At 36.8% G+C, this 18,778-nt stretch carries 11 protein-coding genes; 8 read left to right on the top strand and 3 right to left on the bottom strand.

Annotated features, from left to right (window positions below; all coding sequences use genetic code 11):
• Positions 1-81 precede the first annotated feature (81 nt).
• Entirely contained in the window at positions 82-1,185 is a 1,104-nt protein-coding gene (locus CJZ72_RS00950; protein WP_005880389.1) for an aminopeptidase P family protein, read from the bottom strand.
• Positions 1,186-1,394: 209 nt separating this feature from the next.
• Between CJZ72_RS00950 and ccpA the strand changes: the two genes are divergently transcribed.
• The 3 genes from ccpA (at position 1,395) to CJZ72_RS00935 (ending at position 6,405) form a co-directional block, all read left to right on the top strand.
• A complete protein-coding gene (gene ccpA, locus CJZ72_RS00945) occupies positions 1,395-2,396 on the top strand; it encodes a catabolite control protein A (protein WP_005880387.1) in 1,002 nt (333 codons plus the stop codon).
• A gap of 710 nt (positions 2,397-3,106) precedes the next feature.
• Positions 3,107-4,651 (top strand): hypothetical protein, encoded by a 1,545-nt coding sequence (locus tag CJZ72_RS00940; RefSeq protein WP_095443558.1) that lies wholly within the window; start codon positions 3,107-3,109, stop codon positions 4,649-4,651.
• A 458-nt stretch (positions 4,652-5,109) separates the two neighbouring features.
• Positions 5,110-6,405: an ISL3 family transposase gene (locus CJZ72_RS00935; protein WP_081135856.1), complete on the top strand. Its 1,296-nt coding sequence runs from the start codon at positions 5,110-5,112 to the stop codon at positions 6,403-6,405.
• A gap of 60 nt (positions 6,406-6,465) precedes the next feature.
• Here the strand turns inward: CJZ72_RS00935 and CJZ72_RS00930 are convergent, their stop codons facing one another.
• Positions 6,466-8,811: a transglycosylase domain-containing protein gene (locus tag CJZ72_RS00930; RefSeq protein ID WP_095443557.1), complete on the bottom strand. Its 2,346-nt coding sequence runs from the start codon at positions 8,809-8,811 to the stop codon at positions 6,466-6,468.
• 306 nt (positions 8,812-9,117) lie between these two features.
• On the opposite strand from CJZ72_RS00930, the gene CJZ72_RS00925 reads away from it, so the two are divergent.
• Entirely contained in the window at positions 9,118-10,017 is a 900-nt protein-coding gene (locus CJZ72_RS00925; RefSeq protein ID WP_005880379.1) for a deoxyribonuclease IV, read from the top strand.
• 229 nt (positions 10,018-10,246) lie between these two features.
• On the opposite strand, the gene CJZ72_RS00920 is transcribed toward CJZ72_RS00925, so the two are convergent.
• The gene (locus CJZ72_RS00920) at positions 10,247-11,821 is read right to left on the bottom strand and encodes an Nramp family divalent metal transporter (RefSeq protein WP_005880377.1); all 1,575 of its coding nucleotides are present in this window, start codon (positions 11,819-11,821) and stop codon (positions 10,247-10,249) included.
• A 243-nt stretch (positions 11,822-12,064) separates the two neighbouring features.
• Here CJZ72_RS00920 and CJZ72_RS00915 point away from each other — a divergent pair, with 243 nt between their 5' ends.
• From CJZ72_RS00915 to CJZ72_RS00900, 4 genes are all read left to right on the top strand, one after another.
• Positions 12,065-12,289 carry a YneF family protein gene (locus tag CJZ72_RS00915; protein WP_005880376.1) on the top strand — a complete coding sequence of 75 codons (225 nt, stop codon included), beginning with the start codon at positions 12,065-12,067 and terminating at the stop codon, positions 12,287-12,289.
• Positions 12,290-12,466: 177 nt separating this feature from the next.
• Complete coding sequence (locus tag CJZ72_RS00910) at positions 12,467-14,227, top strand: ABC transporter ATP-binding protein (protein WP_095443556.1); 1,761 nt, start codon at positions 12,467-12,469, stop codon at positions 14,225-14,227.
• Positions 14,217-15,995 carry an ABC transporter ATP-binding protein gene (locus CJZ72_RS00905; protein ID WP_005880372.1) on the top strand — a complete coding sequence of 593 codons (1,779 nt, stop codon included), beginning with the start codon at positions 14,217-14,219 and terminating at the stop codon, positions 15,993-15,995. Before CJZ72_RS00910 ends, CJZ72_RS00905 begins: the two co-directional genes overlap by 11 nt.
• 748 nt (positions 15,996-16,743) lie before the next feature.
• Entirely contained in the window at positions 16,744-18,777 is a 2,034-nt protein-coding gene (locus CJZ72_RS00900; RefSeq protein WP_095443555.1) for a DUF1430 domain-containing protein, read from the top strand.
• Position 18,778 lies beyond the last annotated feature (1 nt).

The following is an 18,778-nucleotide window of genomic DNA, read 5'->3' as shown; positions in this document are numbered from 1 at the left end:
GCAAGAACGAATCCTCCAAAAGAAGCAATGGTTTCTGCTTCTTTTGGAGGATTCTTTTAACTATTGAAATGGATCAAGAGATTAATCTAAGATTCGTAACTCTTTTGATGTGGTAGTAAAAGGTACACAACCATCTTTTGTTACGTAGACACAGTCTTCGATTCGTACGCCGACTTTTCCAGGAATATAGATCCCTGGTTCAAGTGAGAAGCACATGCCTTCTTCAATGACCAAATCGTTTCCTTCAACTAGAGAAGGAAATTCATGAACAGTTGTACCAATTCCATGACCTAAGCGGTGATTGAAGTATTCTCCATAGCCGTAGCTATTGATAACATTACGGGCAATCTGATCTAGTTCAGCGGCTGTAACACCAGGTCGCACAGCTGCTTGTGCAGTTAATTGCGCTTCAAGGGTGATATTGTAGATTTTTTCTTGGAATTCTGTTGGTTTCTTGTAAGCGACAGTACGTGTAGCATCACTGCAATAACCATCCCAAACAACACCAAGATCGAATAAGACAAGTTCATTTGGTGTCACTTTGGTACTACCAGGTGTGCCATGAGGACTAGCAGCATTCATACCAGCAAGAACAATTGTGTCAAATGACATTTGTGAGACACCTTGTTTCTTCAATTGATATTCGATTTCTGCGATGATTGCTTGTTCAGTGATGCCTTCTTTGACTGCCTTGAAGCCAACTTCAAACGCAACATCTGCCCATTTACCTGCGGCAATCAATTTATCTTTTTCTTCAACTGTTTTGATCAATTGCAATCGTTGGATGATAGAAGTCAAGTCAATGAAATCATCTGTACCAACTAGTTGATCAGAGATAGCATCAAAGCGATCAACAGTTAAAGCATTTTTTTCGATCCCGATTTTTCCGGGTTGTCCATAACGGGTACGTAATTCTTTCCCGATAATTTCCCAAGGGTTTTCGCTGTCCAAATATCCACGTACATCAAAAGTCCAGCTACTATTTTGTGCATCTTCAACTTCTAAAGCAGGGGTGAATAAAAAAGGATCTTGTTCAAGTGGAATAAAGAGCGCCAAGACACGTTCATGTGGTTCACTTTCATATCCTGAAAAATAAGCAATGTGTCCAGGATCACTGATATAAGCCAGATCCACTTGTTTTTGAGCCATCCATTTACGTAATTCGTTGATTTTTACGTTATTCATTTTGGCATCCTTCTTTCTAATTTATTGAATTATTAGATAATTGTACCACTTATTGATTAAAAGACCAATGTCTAAAAAAGTGAAAAAAGTAAAAATTTTCATGAAAACAGTGGTAAAACGGTTGCAATTTCGAGTATAATTTGATATTCTATCTAAGAAATGTAAAGCGTATTTTCAGAAAACATATAAAAATGAATAGGAGAACAACAATGGAAAAGCAAACAATTACTATTTACGATGTAGCGAGAGAGGCAAATGTTTCGATGGCTACTGTTTCACGTGTTGTCAATGGCAATCCCAATGTAAAACCTGCCACAAGAAAAAAAGTACTGGAAGTCATTGATCGTTTAGATTATCGTCCAAATGCTGTAGCACGTGGATTGGCAAGTAAAAAAACAACTACTGTCGGTGTGATCATTCCTGATGTCAGCAATATGTTCTTTGCTTCATTAGCACGCGGAATCGATGATGTTGCCACAATGTACAAATACAATATCATTTTAGCAAACTCTGATGGAAATGACCAAAAAGAAGTAAATGTGCTAAACAATCTATTAGCGAAACAAGTAGATGGTGTGATCTTTATGGGGCATCATATTACTGATGAGATCCGCGGGGAATTCTCTCGCTCAAAAACACCTGTTGTTTTAGCAGGTTCGATCGATCCAGATGAACAAGTTGGTAGTGTCAATATCGACTATACAACTGCTACAAAAGATGCTGTAAACAAATTAGCTAAAAGCGGCAATAAGAAAATCGCGTTTGTCAGTGGTGCATTGATTGATCCAATCAATGGTCAAAACCGCTTGAAGGGCTACAAAGAAGCATTGAAAGAAAACAATTTGCCTTACAGTGAAGGCTTGATCTTTGAAGCAGAATACAACTTCAAAGATGGATTGTCATTAGTAGAACGTATCCACAACAGTGGTGCAACAGCTGTCTATGTTTCAGATGATGAATTAGCAATCGGTATTTTAGATGGACTTTTAGATAGAGGCGTAAAAGTACCAGAAGAATTTGAAATCATCACAAGTAACAACTCATTATTAACAGAAGTTGCTCGCCCACGTCTAACAAGTATCACTCAACCTTTGTATGATCTTGGTGCGGTATCAATGCGCTTACTTACAAAAATGATGAACAAAGAAGAAGTAGAAGAAAAAACGATCATTTTACCATACGGGATCGAAGAAAAAGGCTCAACAAAATAAAGACACTATACAGCAGATACTTCAATATCTGTGAGAAAAAAGAGTGCTAGTTGTAGGGACTCAAAAAAGTTAAACTTTGCATGTAGTACCTCTGATTTGGACGAATGTCCAAGTTAAGATTCATTGTCAAATGATGTTGGTAAAGAGAAATCTTAGAATAATTTGGACAGAACAGAAAGAAGAAACCCTCTTTCTGTTCTGTTTATTTGGTTAAAAATGTTTTGCCATGACGAATCATGATCCGTAGTTTTAGTTAAATAAATTCCCTCTAAATAGATATCTAGTTCTAGAATATTTAGGTATCTTTGATAAACTGAGTATAAGACATCTTGAATTTTTCCTATGAATTGGTTCGTCAAATTAATTCTCAAGGATTTCAGGGTGTTTTTTCTTTTGAATCATAAAAAAGATGTTGACGAATTTCATCAACATCAAGAAGTATAGAACTAGCAATTTTAGACTGTGATTATCCATAAGGAGACTCCTTTGATAGGGTAGGTTTTAGTCGACTGAATTTTACCAAATGAGAGTCTCTTATGATTTAAAAAATAAGAAAACGTGTTAGTGGAAAACTGTAGACTATTTTCTACCAATACCAACGTAGTATAGAACCTTTTTTTATAAAAGAAAAAAATAAAGAACTATTTTTTTTTATGAATCACATAAACTAAATAATGAACAGAATTTTAAATAAGAAGGAGTGATGAGTGATGGGAAAGCTTCGCATAGTAACTATTGATCCTAATGTTTTAGAAGAATTGAGAATAAAATCGGATCATAAAAAAAGAATATTAGACAAAAATACACGTTTTTATGTAGAGATAGGTACTCAAGAAAAAAATTGGTACATTCCTATGAGGGCCAATATAAAGGAATTACGCCGAGATTTTGTATACCCAATTGAAGCCAATTTAAAGAACACGCATCTTGTTTCTACAGGATTAGATTTTAATCATGCACTTTATGTTCCTCGGAGCAAGACAGTGGAAGCACGTCCAAAAGATATTCGTAGAGAAGACTGGAATAAGCAAATTATTTATATGGAAAAAAATTGGGAGAAAATTGTTGAAAAATTTTATTATATTATCAGAGCGTATGATTATCTAAAAAAAAATTGGGATAGATTAGGGTCGATTGACTTGTTTCCTGAAGGAGTAGAGAGTATCAGAAATGAAAATCAGAAAGTGACACAAGCCGATTTATCTATAAAGGATTTAATCAATAGTGCAAATATGAAGGGAATCGATGCTTATTGTAATAAGCATACAATAAGTTTTTTAGAAAAAGAAAATTTTTTCAATTATTTAAATTTTTTGGCTTCTTTTTCAATGCTATATTTCAAAAATATCAATTTCATTCTGGCACAAAAACCAACTGCTCAATGTATTTATTCACTTGATGCTTGGGAAAAAATGGGAAGAGAAGTCAAAGCAAATCCGGAGGCACTTTATTATAAAAAGGAGTTGCTTCTAAAAAAAGAAGAAAATCAGCAAAAAACAGATTATTGTTTACTTGAAGTCTTTGACGTAAGCGAATTAGCCGGGAACCAAGAAGTACCCAAACCTAGTTACTATCTAAAAGAGCATACTGTTGATGATTTTCATTACAAGGTAATCTTCAAAAGTTTAAGTGAATTAGGAATGGTTACAATTAAATTTGAGGATATCAATAAAGATTTCATTTTTGCTACACGGACTCCTTTCAAAAGAAAATCCCAAATAATTATCAAAAAAGGCATAGATCAAAAAAAAATCTTAAGCATACTTACTCGTTTAGTGATACATGAGAAAAGAAATACAACCCCAGATGCTCCTCAAAAAGATGTTGATGATTTGAAATCAGAAATTTATGGATACATAATGGCTAAACGGATTGGCCTAGCTACAGATTGCTACTCATTTGATTTTCTTTCTACCATGAAAGAACAGAATTGGTCTCCCGAAAAGGTTGATTCTTTTCTATCAGATATTATAAGTGATGTGAAAAAAATAAATCGTAGTTTTGAGATAAGTATGGAAAAATTAATAAAGCAAGAAAAAACAACCTCACCGATAGATAGGGTGACGAAGACACAAAAGAATGAACAACAGGATAACCTAAAGGGGAGTAACCAAAACGGTGGGAATAGAGAACAAAATAAAAATCTCTTGAAAGAGAAAATCGGAATTGTGGTGAGCCAATCTGAGAAACAAAATGAAACTGGTAAAAAGGTTACGAGTAACGCTCAAAGAGCAGATAGAAGAAATAGGAATTAGGTTTGGAATGCAAACTAATTATTAGAAATGGGGGATAGTACTCTATTTGTGGGCACGACTTTCAGAGGTTTTAGCAGAAGTGGACAGCACAAATAATAACTCAATAAAACAAGAAAATCCTAAGAATAGTTTTAACTCTAAATAATTTATAGGACGAGGTCGAGACAAAAGTCGTTTAGGTTTGAGAAATTTTGTTGATTATTAAAAAAACATCTAAAGTAGAATTTTTCTTCTACCTTAGATGTTCTTAAATATTCTATCAGGTCTATTTGATAAAGGGCTACTATTTATTTCTTACTCTTCTTTATTCTCTTCTTTTTTTGGCTCTATAATTTATGGGACTGATGAATCAAAATTGATTCTTCAGCCCCATTTTTCATTTTAGGTATTAAAAAACATATCGTTCTCTAGTATGATTAAATCACCACAAAATAAACTACGAGAGGACGATATGTTCTATGAATGATTCTATCAAAAAAATGTTGCGATTAATAGACCAAAATTTAGTAATCACTGAAGTTTCTTACGAGCTGTTTCAAAACAAAAAAACGATGGTCATCGATGCGGTTCTCTCTCCTGCTCCTTGTGCTTGTGCACATTGCGGTTCCTCTGTAATCGATGCTCACGGTCAAACGACCATTGTGAAGAATGGCAAGAAGAAAACTATTGTCCGCTTTGAAGAATACAACCACATGCCACTGATCATGCGTTTGAAAAAGCAACGCTACACCTGTAAAAACTGTTTGCGTCATTGGACAGCCCAAAGCTACTTTGTCCGTCCTAGACATTCGATTGCCAATCATGTCAAATGGAAAATCACTGCTTTACTCGCCGAAAAGATGTCTTTATCATTGATTGCCAAGCTTTGTCAGGTATCTTTGACGACTGTGATTCGTACATTGAAAGAGTTGAAAAACTATCTTCCGAAGCCGTCAAAAAGGACCCTGCCAAAAGTATTGATGGTGGATGAATTTCGTTCGCACGCTTCGATTGAGGATAAAATGAGCTTTATTTGTGCGGATGGCGAGACAGGAAAACTCATTGATATTTTGCCTACACGTAAATTATCGCGTTTGACACACTATTTTAGTCGCTGTACGAATCCTGAAGCGGTGGAATACTTAGTGACAGATATGAATGCCGCCTACTTCCAATTGACAAAACGTGTCTTACCGAATGCGAAAGTCGTCATTGATCGTTTTCATATCACCAAACATCTGAATCAGGCATTCAATGATTTTCGTGTACAAGAAATGAAAAGATTACACCAGTTAGGGCAACGAAGAGAAGCCGAGAAAGTGAAAAAGAACTGGCGCTTTCTTCTAAAAAACCGTCAAAAAATCAATTACTATGACTACAAAACATGGCGCAGTTTTCGTGCACCTAAATACCCGCTACTCACTGAAGCAATGATGATCGATCGATTACTGGCGTTTTCAACGCCTTTAAAGGAAGCCTATACTTTTTTCCATGAGCTGACCGAAGCCTTTCGAGACAAAGAACCTGACTTATTTTTTACCTTATTAAAAAATCTTCCTGAAACACTTGATGTCCAATTTCGCACGAAACTTCAAAACCTTTTAACTTACGAAGAAGGGATTTACAATGCTATGATTTACCCGTATTCTAATGGCAAAATAGAGGCCAAAAATACCCATATCAAGACACTGAAACGATTATCTTATGGATTTAAATCATTTGAGAACATGAAAATCAGGATTTTTTTGATCAATCAATTGATTCAAGTGAAATAACAAAAAAATCTGAGACAGAAGGTCAGTCCTTCTATCCCAGATTTCACTTTACAAAACTCATCAGTCCTTATTGACAAAGAGCCCTTTTTTTGCTGGATTTGCTTGGTTATAAGCATTCACTTTTTTCCAATAGTCTTCGTAGTCTTTATCTGTACCACCAACACCGAACTTAAAGGTTGATTTTTCAGGACCATTTTTTGCCCATAATGATTCAACTGTTTTATTTGGTGTTTCAATTGTTTTCTTATCTACAGTTACTTTACCCGCAGTTTGACCGGTAAAGGCAGCAACTTTTTTCTTCATGACATCGGATGATAGTTCAAATTTATCGCGTGTACCAAAAATCGTTGGATCTGCTTGATAAACTTGATTGATCAAATTTGCTAAATATTGAGAAGAACGTATTCGTGCTCTGGAGTTCATTGCTGTATTGTCATCATGACCTGTCCAACTACTGATAGTGATTGCTGGAGTTGAAACAATCAACCAAGAGTCACGATATTCATTGGTAGTACCTGTTTTCCCCACCCAATCGGCTTGACCCAAGTCGCTATTCAAACTAGCGATATCGTCTTTGAAAGAAGTGGTGATTTTGGTTGTCAGAACACTACGCATCATATCGTTCATGATCGAAGCGGCTGCTTCAGAATAGATACGGACTGGTTTTTCTTCATGCTTGTAGATGACATTGCCAGCATTATCCGTAATGGAATCGATCAGATAACCTTCTTGATAGACACCGCCATTCGCCAATGCTTGGAAGCCATTGGTTTGTTGGAGGGTGGTCACATCGATCGTTCCTAATGGTGCAGACTCAACACCCCAATTGGCATTTGCCGGATAGTTCATCTTAGCTAGGTAACTGTCATAGGCATACTGTTTCGATCCGCCATTATTCAAGACATCTTGGTATAAATGATAAGCGGGAATGTTGTTTGACCATTCCAGAGATTCACGGATCGTTTGGAATGTGTTTGATCCCTCATTGGTTGCATTGACGATTTTTTCACCAGCATTTGCGCCTTCTTGCCAAGTTGTGGCATAGTCAGACACACGAGATTCGGAGCCAACTAACCCCATATCGATGGCTGGGCCATAAACAAGGACTGGCTTGATCGATGAACCTGCTTGTCTTTCGGTATCAAAGGCATGATTATTTTGATTTTGTAAATAGTTACGTCCACCAACAAATCCATAGATTCGTCCAGTTTTATTATCCATCAATACGTTCCCAGTCTCGACTTGAGTTGCAGTGCCGTCATCTAACAGATAGCCGTAATTTTGAACACCTGCCTGCATTGCGGCGTAAATATTTTTATCGATCGTTGAATGGATCGTATATCCTTTGTTCTGGATCGTTTGTTGTGCCTTTTGGTAATAGGCATCATAGGTGTCACCATCTGTCAGATCAGCTTTATCTTTGTCTGCCAGTTGTTTCGTCACGATCTTTGTAGCTTCATTCATGACTGTATAATACAAATACTCACGATCATTTTGTTCTGCTACTTGTTGCGGTAGAAAATCTTTAGTAAGATCATAGGCTTTTGCCTCGTCATATTGTGCTTTGGTGATTTTATTTTCACGGTACATACTGAACAGTACAATATCTTTACGATTCAGCCCGGCAGAAAGATCTTCTTTCAAGGCGCCTGTATTTGTGTAAGGACTATAGGTGATCGGGCTTTGCGGTAAACCAGCAATAAATGCTGCTTGTGGTAAGGTCACATCTTTGGCATTGACACCAAAAATACCTTTCGCTGCTTCTTGGACTCCTGCAATATTTTGTCCTTTGTTGTTTCTACCAAATGGTGAAACATTCAAGTAGGTCGATATGATCTCATTTTTTGAGAAATACTTTTCAACCTGTGCCGCAAGTAAAATTTCGTTTGCTTTACGTTTGAAGGTTGTTTCATCTGTTAGTATCTGTTGTTTGACTAATTGCTGCGTCAAGGTTGATCCACCAGAAGAACCGATTCCTGTAGCTTCAGAGAATAGGGCACGTAGTACTGCTTTAGGAACGTATCCTTTGTGTTCTTCAAAATATTCATCCTCTGTGCTGATGATCGCTGTTTTCAACAACGGTGAAATTTGATCAGATGGAACGGTCGTACGCATTAAATCAGTTTGGATCTTTGAGATCTCTGAATTATCCGCGTAGACAAGTTTCGATGTTTCTGTAATATTGCCAAGTTCTGTTTGTAGTATTTCTTTGGTCGGCATTTCTGTATCTTCAACTAGATATGCAAAGTAGCCAGCACCAATGCCGACTCCTAGTGCTGCGAGAAGCAAAAGAAGAACGATAATAAAAGCTGTTAGAGACTGGAAGACACCAAAAATAATTTTGGGTACAAACCATTTTTGCTTTTTCTTTTGATTTCGCTTTTTCCGAGTATCTTTACGTGGCAAAAGGGTTCACCTCAACTAATGGTTTTATTTCGCTAATTATAGCAAATAATGAATCAAAAAAACAGATGGGGGAGTTTTTGTAAGGATTTATTTATTTCTGATCAAAAGAACATCACCGATTTAGCTGGTAGGTGATGCATGAACCAAAAGGGATTTTTCCTTTTACGTTGAGTTTTCAAACTTTTCTTTGTTCCGTGTTTCAGTTAAGATAGAGAGGATGAAAAAAGCGAATCGCTGATTTTAAATAGATAGAACGGTTTTCCGCTAGAAAGTTGAGGTAGGGCTGTTCGAGGAGGAAATCTTTTTATGTTATTAGGTTCACATGTAAGTATGAGTGGGAAAAAAATGCTTTTAGGCGCAGCAGAAGAGGCTGCTAGTTATGGGGCTTCCACTTTCATGATCTACACTGGCGCTCCCCAGAACACAAGACGTAAAGCTATCGAAGAAATGAATATTGAGGCTGGAAAGCAATATATGGAGGAACATGGATTATCTGATATTGTCGTTCATGCGCCATATATCATTAATTTAGGGAATACGATCAAGCCAGAGATGTTTCCTTTTGCCGTGCAGTTTTTAAGAGAAGAAATCGTACGAGCGGAAGCCCTAGGTGCGAAACAGATCACTTTGCATCCTGGTGCCCATGTTGGTGCAGGGGCAGAAGCAGGGATCAATAAAATCATTGAAGGTCTAAATGAAGTATTAACAAAAGAACAGACTGCGCAAATCGCTTTAGAAACGATGGCGGGGAAAGGAACAGAAGTAGGACGTACATTTGAAGAACTAGCACAGATCATTGATGGAGTCGTATTGAATGAAAAGCTGTCTGTTACGTTTGACACTTGTCATACCAATGATGCTGGGTATGATGTTCGCAATGACTTTTCTGGTGTGATGACCGAGTTTGATAAAGTGATCGGCTTGGATCGATTGAAAGTTTTACACATCAATGATTCAAAAAATCCGCAAGGAGCCCATAAAGATCGACATGCCAATATTGGTTTTGGTACGATTGGTTTTGAAACATTGAATGAAATTGTCCATGAACCAAGATTTGCTGCTATTCCTAAGATTTTAGAAACGCCATATGTTGGAAAAGAAAAGAAAACGGCATATGCGCCATATGGAAAAGAAATCACGATGTTCAAGACGCAAGTATTCGATCCAGAAGCATTTCCAGAATTGTTGCTTGAAGAAAGCAAATAAAAGAAATAGTCGGCATGGCTAGTGAGAAAGGTAGTATAGTACTTCTCTCGTTGGCTCGTTGTCCTAATCTACCATCCTGATTTGTAAAAAAATACGCCGTCAATCCTAAAATTTGAACTTCAAATTTTTAGTGATCGAAGGCGTATTTTTTTGGATAGTAAAGTGAATCAATATCTTGGGTGTGTGAGCCTGAAATGACTAGCTCATGCCACTCCTTTGTGGTTGATTTTTAATCGAGTTCTTCTGTCACCTGCTGTAATCGCTGTTGATGTTTTTTATTTCCTTTATATAAGTCAACGACCGTCCAACATAATAACGCTAAGACAACGAAAATGAGGACGTAGGCAATCTGATCTGCTAGGGCTAATTCACTAGCAGAGGCTTGATCCCCAAAGAAACTTTCAATTTGCCCAGGCAAGCCGCGGAGGTTCAAATACGTCAGGCTGAGAACGGAGAACCAACCGAGTATCTTGACAAGCAAGTTGTTTTTGAATTGTTTGCCCATCTCTGCTTCGCTATTCGTCATCATCAATAATGGAATCATTGAAAATGGTAAGGCAAAGGCTAAGAATACTTGTGACTCATTCATCAGATTATTTAAAGCAATGTGTTCTTCGATTGGGCCTTTCGTACTTGTATACAGTACACAAATCAAGACCGGAATGACCGATAACAAACGTGTGACTAGACGTCGCAACCAGATTGGCATACGCATGTGGATGAATCCTTCCATGATTACTTGCCCAGTCAAGGTACCTGTGATCGTTGAGTTTTGTCCAGAAGCAAGAAGAGCAACTGCAAAGAGTGTGGATAAGATCCCTGATTTTGCTACAGTAATCAATACGCCATTACTCATTGCTGAAGGATCAGACAATGCTTCATATAGTCCGAAGAATGATGGATCTTGAACAGAACCGTTTTTAAAAACGGCAACCCCCATGATCAACAAGAGTGCGTTGACTAAAAAGGCCATCGATAATTGGATGTTTGAATCCCAAGTCGAAAAACGAACTGCTCTAGCAATATCGGAGGAGTCTTCTCGGTCGATTTCTCGTGTTTGAGAAACTGCAGAATGCAAGTATAGATTGTGAGGCATCACTGTAGCTCCGATGATTCCTAACGCCCCGGTCAATGGTGTTTCACCACCAATAACTGGCGAATCTGCAAATGTCTTTCCATTAGGAACAAAACCCGCAAATAAATTTTTCCAGTCTGGATTAGATAGTGCCACTTGGTAAACAAAGACAAATAAAATGACAAAGATCAAACAAACGACGATTGCTTCGATTTTACGAAAACCGATCTTTGTCAACATCAACAAAATGAAGACATCTAAGACGGTGATAAAAACGGCAATCACTAAGGGAATATTGAATAGGAGATAAAGTGCAATTGCTGCACCGATTACTTCAGCAATATCTGTTGCCATGATCGCTAATTCAGTCAGGATCCATAAGACGATACCAAGCGATTTGCTTGTTCGTGCTCTGATAGCCTGTGCAAGGTCCATTTGACTGACGATCCCTAATTTAGCAGCCATGTATTGGAGCAACATGGCGATCAAACTAGACATCAAAATAACTGACATCAGTAAATATTGAAAGTTTTGCCCTCCTGTGATGGAAGTCGACCAGTTTCCTGGGTCCATATATCCTACAGCGACTAACGCGCCAGGACCAGAATAAGCAAGTAAAGTTTTGAAAAAGCTCTTATTTTTAGGAACTTTCACAGTACCATTGATTTCAGATAAAGAAAGTCCATTGGTATGTTCGATTAATTTATGCTTTTGCGATTGTTTATCCAAGAAAAAACCACCTTTCCTCTTTTCTTATCGAGTTTATTCTACACCTGTCCCCAAAAAAATGAAAGGAAAAAATTCGGTGCGCCTAAAAAAAGTTTACAGTTTCCCATTTTGGCTTAGAAAACCATAAATTCGACTAAAAAGAAATTTTTTAAATGTTTCTAAAGAAAACGCCTTTCTTTTTTGGACAATCTTTAGTAAAATAAATCACTGAGAGCAATTCGGAAACAGAAAGGAGAGATTTACATGGTATCAACAGGAATAGTCGTACTTATTGCAATTATTGCTTTATTAATCGGCGCAATCGGTGGATTCTTTTTTGCGCGTAAATATATGAAAGATTACTTAGAAAAAAATCCTCCCGTCAATGAGGAAATGTTACGATCAATGATGATGTCAATGGGGCAAAAACCATCTGAAAAGAAAATTCGTCAGATGATGCAACAAATGAAAAACCAAGGGAAAAAATAGGTTTTTTCAACTGGCATTTTAGCGGGCTGATTGATTTCAGTCTGCTTTTTTTTATATTTTTCTAGTAATTTTTTCTATTTGGGATGATGCAGTAAGCAAACGACTAACTGATGAAAGACTCGCTCTTCAAAAAGTAGAAGAAAAAGGTAAGACGGTTCCGTATGAAGGAGGAAAAGGATGTCAATTTTTAGGAAATTAGGTTGGTTTTTTAAACAAGAAAAGAAGCACTATTTAATCGGTATTTTTTCATTATTTGCCGTCGCTCTAGTTCAGTTAGTACCTCCTAAAGTGATTGGGATCATCATTGATGAGATTGCGGATAAGAATATCTCGATGAAAATCATTTTTACTTGGATTGCCGTATTGGTTGTTGCGGCTTTTCTGCAATATCTCTTTCGTTTTATCTGGCGTACCAACATTTGGGGAAGTGCTGCCAGATTAGAAAAAGAATTACGCCAACGCTTATTTGCACATTTCACTGCAATGGATAGCTTATTTTATCAAAAATACCGTACGGGTGATCTGATGGCCCATGCGACAAATGATTTAAATGCGATTCAGAATGTTGCCGGTGCTGGTATTTTAACGTTTGCAGATTCTGTGATTACTGGAGGCACAACGATCATTGCGATGGTATTTTTTATTGATTGGCGTCTGACTTTGATCGCGCTGATCCCGTTGCCATTATTAGCTGTGACTTCAAGGATTTTAGGTTCAAAATTACATGATGCTTTTCGTGAATCACAAGAAGCTTTCTCGAGCATCAATGATAAAACACAGGAAAGTATCACTGGGATCAAAGTAATCAAAACATTCGGGCAAGATAAAGAAGATCTTGCGGATTTTGAAGAAAAAATCGAAAATGCTATTGCAAAAAATAAACGTGTCAACTTCTTAGATGCTCTATTTGATCCATTTATCACGTTGATCATTGGTTTATCTTATGTGGTAACCATTATTTTGGGTGGAAAATATGTATTAGAAGGTACGATCACCATTGGACAAATGGTTTCATTTATCAGTTATATCGGTATGTTGGTTTGGCCGATGTTTGCGATTGGTCGTTTATTCAATGTTCTTGAAAGAGGAAATGCTTCATACGATCGCGTTAGCGAATTGCTGCGTGAAAAAACACATATCGTCGAACAATTAGGTGCAATTCAAACGCCAGCAAAGGGTGAACTCAATGTAGAGATCAAAGAGTTTCATTATCCTAAGGAAGAAGTACCTGCACTTGAACAAATCAAATTTGCAATCAAAGAAGGCGATACTCTGGGGATTGTCGGCAAAACAGGTGCTGGCAAGACGACGATCATCAAATTATTGATGCGCGAATATGATAGCTATAAAGGGCAAATCAAGTTTGGTGGCCGTTCAATTAAAGAATATTCTTTAGATGCACTTTTACGATCGATCGGTTATGTTCCCCAAGATCATTTCTTGTTCTCCATGACGATCCGCGACAATATTCGTTTTTCTGATCCGCAATTGTCAGCTGAAAAGGTAGAAGAAGCAGCTTCATCTGCTTTTATCAATCAAGAAATCAAAGCACTGCCTAAAGGGTACGATACCTTGGTCGGCGAACGTGGAGTATCACTATCTGGTGGACAAAAGCAGCGTATCTCGATTGCACGCGCACTGATCCAAAGTCCAGAATTATTGATCCTCGACGATGCATTATCGGCGGTCGATGCGAAAACAGAAGAAGCAATTTTGCATAATCTAAAAGAAGAACGAAAAAACAAAACAACGATCATTGCTGCCCATCGTTTGAGCAGTGTCATGCATGCAAATGAGATCGTCGTCATCGACAAGGGAAGAATCGTTGAGCGTGGTACGCATCAGGAATTACTTGCCTTGGGCGGATGGTACGAGCAAATGTGGGAGAAACAGCAATTAGAAGCAAAAATCGAGGGGGGTGAAGAGGATGGAAGATAAGTATCAATCAGAGTGGACCAAGTCGATTCCTCTGAAGGAACAAAAGACGATCATCAAGCGATTGATGCATTTTGCCAAACCGTTTAAGTCGTCATTTATCGTGGCAATCTTATTTGCGTTAGCTTTGTCTGTCGTCAATATTTTGTTACCTCGTATCATCCAGACTTTCATGGATGAACATTTAGCGAAACAATCTGCAACAACTCAAGTGATCCTATTTTTTGCTGGGTTGTATTTATTCGGAGTGATCATCAAGAGTATCATTTGGTTCTTTCAGTGGTATCTGTACTCAATGGCTTCGCTGAAAACATACCAGTATATTCGGGTGAAATTATTTGAAAAGCTTCACACATTGGGCATGAGGTACTTTGACCAAACGCCTGCAGGGTCAACTGTTTCAAGGGTAACAAATGATACAGAGACGCTTTTTGAATTCTGGTATGTCTTTTTGATGGTATTGACAGGTATATTTGCAGTCATTTCCTCTTTTCTTGCGATGTTCCAGATCAACAGTAAGATTGCTTTATGGATGTTGATTTTCTTACCTATTTTAGGGGTAGTGATTTGGTATTATCAAAAGTTTAGTTCACGGATCTACCGTAATATGCGTGAAAAATTGAGTCAATTGAATACCAAATTGAATGAATCGATTTCTGGAATGCGTATCATTCAACAATTCCGCCAAGAAAAACGGTTAGCAAAAGAGTTTGAGGAAGTCAATAATGACTATTTAGCTACTCGTTATGCAATGATCAAAACAAATTCGATCCTTTTAAGCCCGGTAATCAGTTTCTTGTATGCGTTAGCGATTGCATTAGCATTAACGTTATTCGGGATTGATGCATTGAAATCACCAGTTGAAGTCGGCTTGATCTATGCGTTCACAACGTATGTCCAAGGATTCTTTAACCCTATGTCGCAAATGATGGACTTTTTAAGTGTATTTACCGATGGGATGGTTGCAGGAAGCCGAATATTGAAAATCATGGATACAGAAGAATACACGCCGCAACAAGCGCCCGATGCAGCAAGAACGATCACCGATGGAAAAATCGAATTTAAAAATGTTAGTTTTTCTTATGATGGAGAAAATAATGTCTTAAATAATATTTCCTTTGTCGCAAATCCTGGAGAAACGGTTGCTTTAGTTGGTCATACAGGAAGTGGCAAGAGCTCGATCATCAATGTATTGATGCGGTTTTATGAATTTTACGAAGGACAGATCTTGATCGATGATCATGATATCCGTGAATATCCGATCGAAGAACTGCGTAAAAAAATGGGCTTGGTATTACAGGATGCCTTTCTATTCTATGGGGACATCGCTGGCAATATTCGAATGATGGACCCAACTATTACGGATGAACAAATACGCGAAGCAGCTGAATTCGTTCAAGCAGATCGATTCATCAATGAACTACCTAAAGGCTACCACGCAAAAGTAATTGAACGGGGCGCAAGTTATTCTAGCGGACAACGGCAATTGATCACTTTTGCTAGAACCATCGTTACCGATCCTAAAATTTTAGTGTTAGATGAAGCAACTGCGAATATTGATACGGAAACAGAAGGATTGATCCAAGAGGGCTTGGCAAAGATGCGCCAAGGAAGAACCACCATTGCTATTGCCCACCGTCTATCAACGATTCGGGATGCTGAGTTGATTCTTGTGCTTGATAAGGGGAATATCGTTGAACGAGGTACCCACGCAGAACTACTTGCACAAGAAGGTCTGTATGCAGATATGTACAAACTGCAGAGCGAATAACTCACGAGAGACTACAACAGAAGTATTTTAACTCAGAGAAAGAAGAAGTGATTTTTCAAAAATCATTTTTTCTTTCTTTTTTGATACCTGCGAATATTCATGGTCTCATGTTTTTTCATCGACCTAGCGAATGTGTAAAAATCGAAAAAAGTATGTTTATATTTTTCTTTTGAAAAAATTTTTTGCAAAAAAAATTATTACTTTTGTTATTGATTTATAATCAAATAAAATACAGTTTAAAAAAATATAGCTCTTTTCTATGAATATCAAAAGAACTGTCTATAGAGAGCTTTAATACATAAAAGTAGTGATGTGATAATAAGTTCGTCACCAGTTTATTCTATTTTCTGTTTTTAGTAGAGGTGGTTGAAGCTCAAAGTCAATACATAAAAAAATGAAAGAGTAGTCGAGAAAGCAGGGGCAACAAGTTAAATCAGCGACAAAACAATCGTCGTGCAGGTTGGCAGTAGATACGATCAGAGAACAGGGGGTAGGGTCTCACATACATACTACATGTATCATAGATCTGATTTTTATGTTGCCAGATTTGCTTTGTACGATTGCTGTTCTGGTAGATTGGTGCAAATCGTTTCACTGAAAAGGCAACTATTTTGATGACGGACTTTTTAGTCTTTCATTGTTTTCGAAACAGTTTTGACCATAAACAATAGAAAGGAGAAGTTATCCGAATAGAGAAAATGTTTTAGGCTGTAGCTTTATCTTGAGTTTCTTAAAGGATTGAAGGAAAATGACAAAAAAAATAGTGAAGGTATTTTTATGTTTTCTTTTTAGTTTGTTAACTATCGGTATTGCTTTTTCAACGATCAATAACCAAAATCTGAATAAAACAATAGATATTTTCAATCATACGAGTAGTTATTCGCCATTACGTATACCGAAAATTTTTGTTCAGGAATCAGAATACCGTCAACTCCTTTCTTTGTTTGAGGATATTTCTTTAAAAACGAATATCCCATATATGAAGAAAGTGACAAATGAATCGTATGAGATAAATGAAAGTTTCAACTTTAAAATCAGCCCTAAGCTTGAAATTATTTTCTATTATCAAGATCAAAAAGAACCATCAAACTTCAAGTTGCCATTCTCAAATACCAATTTTCGTATCGAAAATATACAGCAATCAATCCGGAAAAAGGACTTCGAAGGAGAATTTTTTATACTGACCTCTGATAAAGAAGAGTATGAAGGGTACATAAAAGAATTTAGCAAAAAGTATAACGAAATCTTTCAATCCACTCATGGAATAGAGCGTTTTGATGATTTTAACAATGAACGGAACTATTCTCCAATAGGAAATACTGATCTGTATCAGTCTTCTTTTTATATTCAAGTTGGTCTACTCTTCTTTATCGCTGTATTAGGTTCCTATTACTTGATAGCAATCAGAGAAATTGGTCTATTATCTAATTATGGTTTTTCTGTCAAACATATCGTGCATAGGTTGCTTGGTAACAAGATGCTCCTATTTTTGTTAGGTGTAGTAGTATGTGAGTTGGTTATGATGTGGATTATATTACGGGAACAATTTATACTGTTCACTTTTTTACTTACAGTATTAATAGTAAGTTCATACTTTGCTTCGCTTGTTTTTGTTTATCTGATTATCAAGTTACCTACAATGAAAAAAAGACTCAAATATCTTCAATTTGTAACATTTGGTATCAGTCTAGTCTTTTCTTTTATTCTCAGTACAACGACTATGGATTTGGCAGAGATTATTTTAGCTGCAACAAATTTGTTGCCTAAGTATGAAGCACCTAACGAAATTGCTTCTGAAAATTATGAGGTATTCTACCCAATGACAATTGGAAAAAATCATGTAGAATTCATCTATTCAGATCAACTTCAAAAGCATGTAGACGACTCTTTGTATGAAGCTTTAAATGAACAAGGAAGTATACTTGTAAATTTATCTGATTATCGTATAAAGGAAAATGAAGTCTTTGGTAGGGGAATCAAGATTAATCCTAATTATCTCAAAAAATTTCAGCTTCTCGATGAAAGAGGAGAGCGAATTTATATTGATGAACAAGAGCAGAGAACGATTCTCCTGATTCCTAAACGTTACAAAGAAAAGAAAACAAGGAATGTCTTAGACGAAGTACTCAGTTATTATGAGGAACTTTATAATCGAGACATAAAAGTTTATTTTATTGAGGAGGATCAGTCGATATATACGTTCACTCTACATGATCGGTGGATTAAGGATTATCCCTTTATAGAAGTTTTAACACTCATGAATAGTACCTTTTGGGAAAGGAACATCATTGATGGGGACAGTGCACCACCTTTGAAGGTAAAAACGAATCAAAAAAATAGAGAGAAAATTTTAAACTTAGTTGAAGCAAATCAGCTGAGTGACAATTTACAGCTATTGCATCCATATACTAGAGCAGAAGAAGTCGTAGTGAAGATGACAAGCAGGTCTTTGGGGCAGGTTGTGAGTATTTTCCTTGTAACCGCTAGTTCGTTTTTTTCTTTGAATTTCTTCGTATTAAGTATTTTATTCATTTATAACAAAAGAACAATTGCATTACTAAGATTAAGTGGATACTCCATGTTTTCTACCTATCGAACATTGCTTATACTAACCTTCTTTAAATGGATTTTAACAACTATCGCGATGTTTGTCTTTTGGGAGAGTGATTTAAGGATCGTTATAAATATGTTCACGCTTCTAATGATCGACTTAGGTACGACCATTGTCTTTTTGCTCTATATCGAAAAGAAAAGTAACTTAGTTATACTTTCAGGATGGTGAT

Source organism: Enterococcus durans, from assembly GCF_002277935.1.
GTDB classification, from domain to species: domain Bacteria; phylum Bacillota; class Bacilli; order Lactobacillales; family Enterococcaceae; genus Enterococcus_B; species Enterococcus_B durans.
Note: the sequence above shows the minus strand (reverse complement) of the source record. Positions and strands in the feature narration are given on the sequence as shown.

Excerpts from the sequence above, each read along its gene's own strand:
- CJZ72_RS00950 (WP_005880389.1), bottom strand. The coding sequence starts at position 1,185 with ATGAATAACGTAAAAATCAACGAATTACGTAAATGGATGGCTCAAAAA.
- ccpA (WP_005880387.1), top strand. The coding sequence starts at position 1,395 with ATGGAAAAGCAAACAATTACTATTTACGATGTAGCGAGAGAGGCAAAT.
- CJZ72_RS00940 (WP_095443558.1), top strand. The coding sequence starts at position 3,107 with ATGGGAAAGCTTCGCATAGTAACTATTGATCCTAATGTTTTAGAAGAA.
- CJZ72_RS00935 (WP_081135856.1), top strand. The coding sequence starts at position 5,110 with ATGAATGATTCTATCAAAAAAATGTTGCGATTAATAGACCAAAATTTA.
- CJZ72_RS00925 (WP_005880379.1), top strand. The coding sequence starts at position 9,118 with ATGTTATTAGGTTCACATGTAAGTATGAGTGGGAAAAAAATGCTTTTA.
- CJZ72_RS00915 (WP_005880376.1), top strand. The coding sequence starts at position 12,065 with ATGGTATCAACAGGAATAGTCGTACTTATTGCAATTATTGCTTTATTA.
- CJZ72_RS00910 (WP_095443556.1), top strand. The coding sequence starts at position 12,467 with ATGTCAATTTTTAGGAAATTAGGTTGGTTTTTTAAACAAGAAAAGAAG.
- CJZ72_RS00905 (WP_005880372.1), top strand. The coding sequence starts at position 14,217 with ATGGAAGATAAGTATCAATCAGAGTGGACCAAGTCGATTCCTCTGAAG.
- CJZ72_RS00900 (WP_095443555.1), top strand. The coding sequence starts at position 16,744 with ATGACAAAAAAAATAGTGAAGGTATTTTTATGTTTTCTTTTTAGTTTG.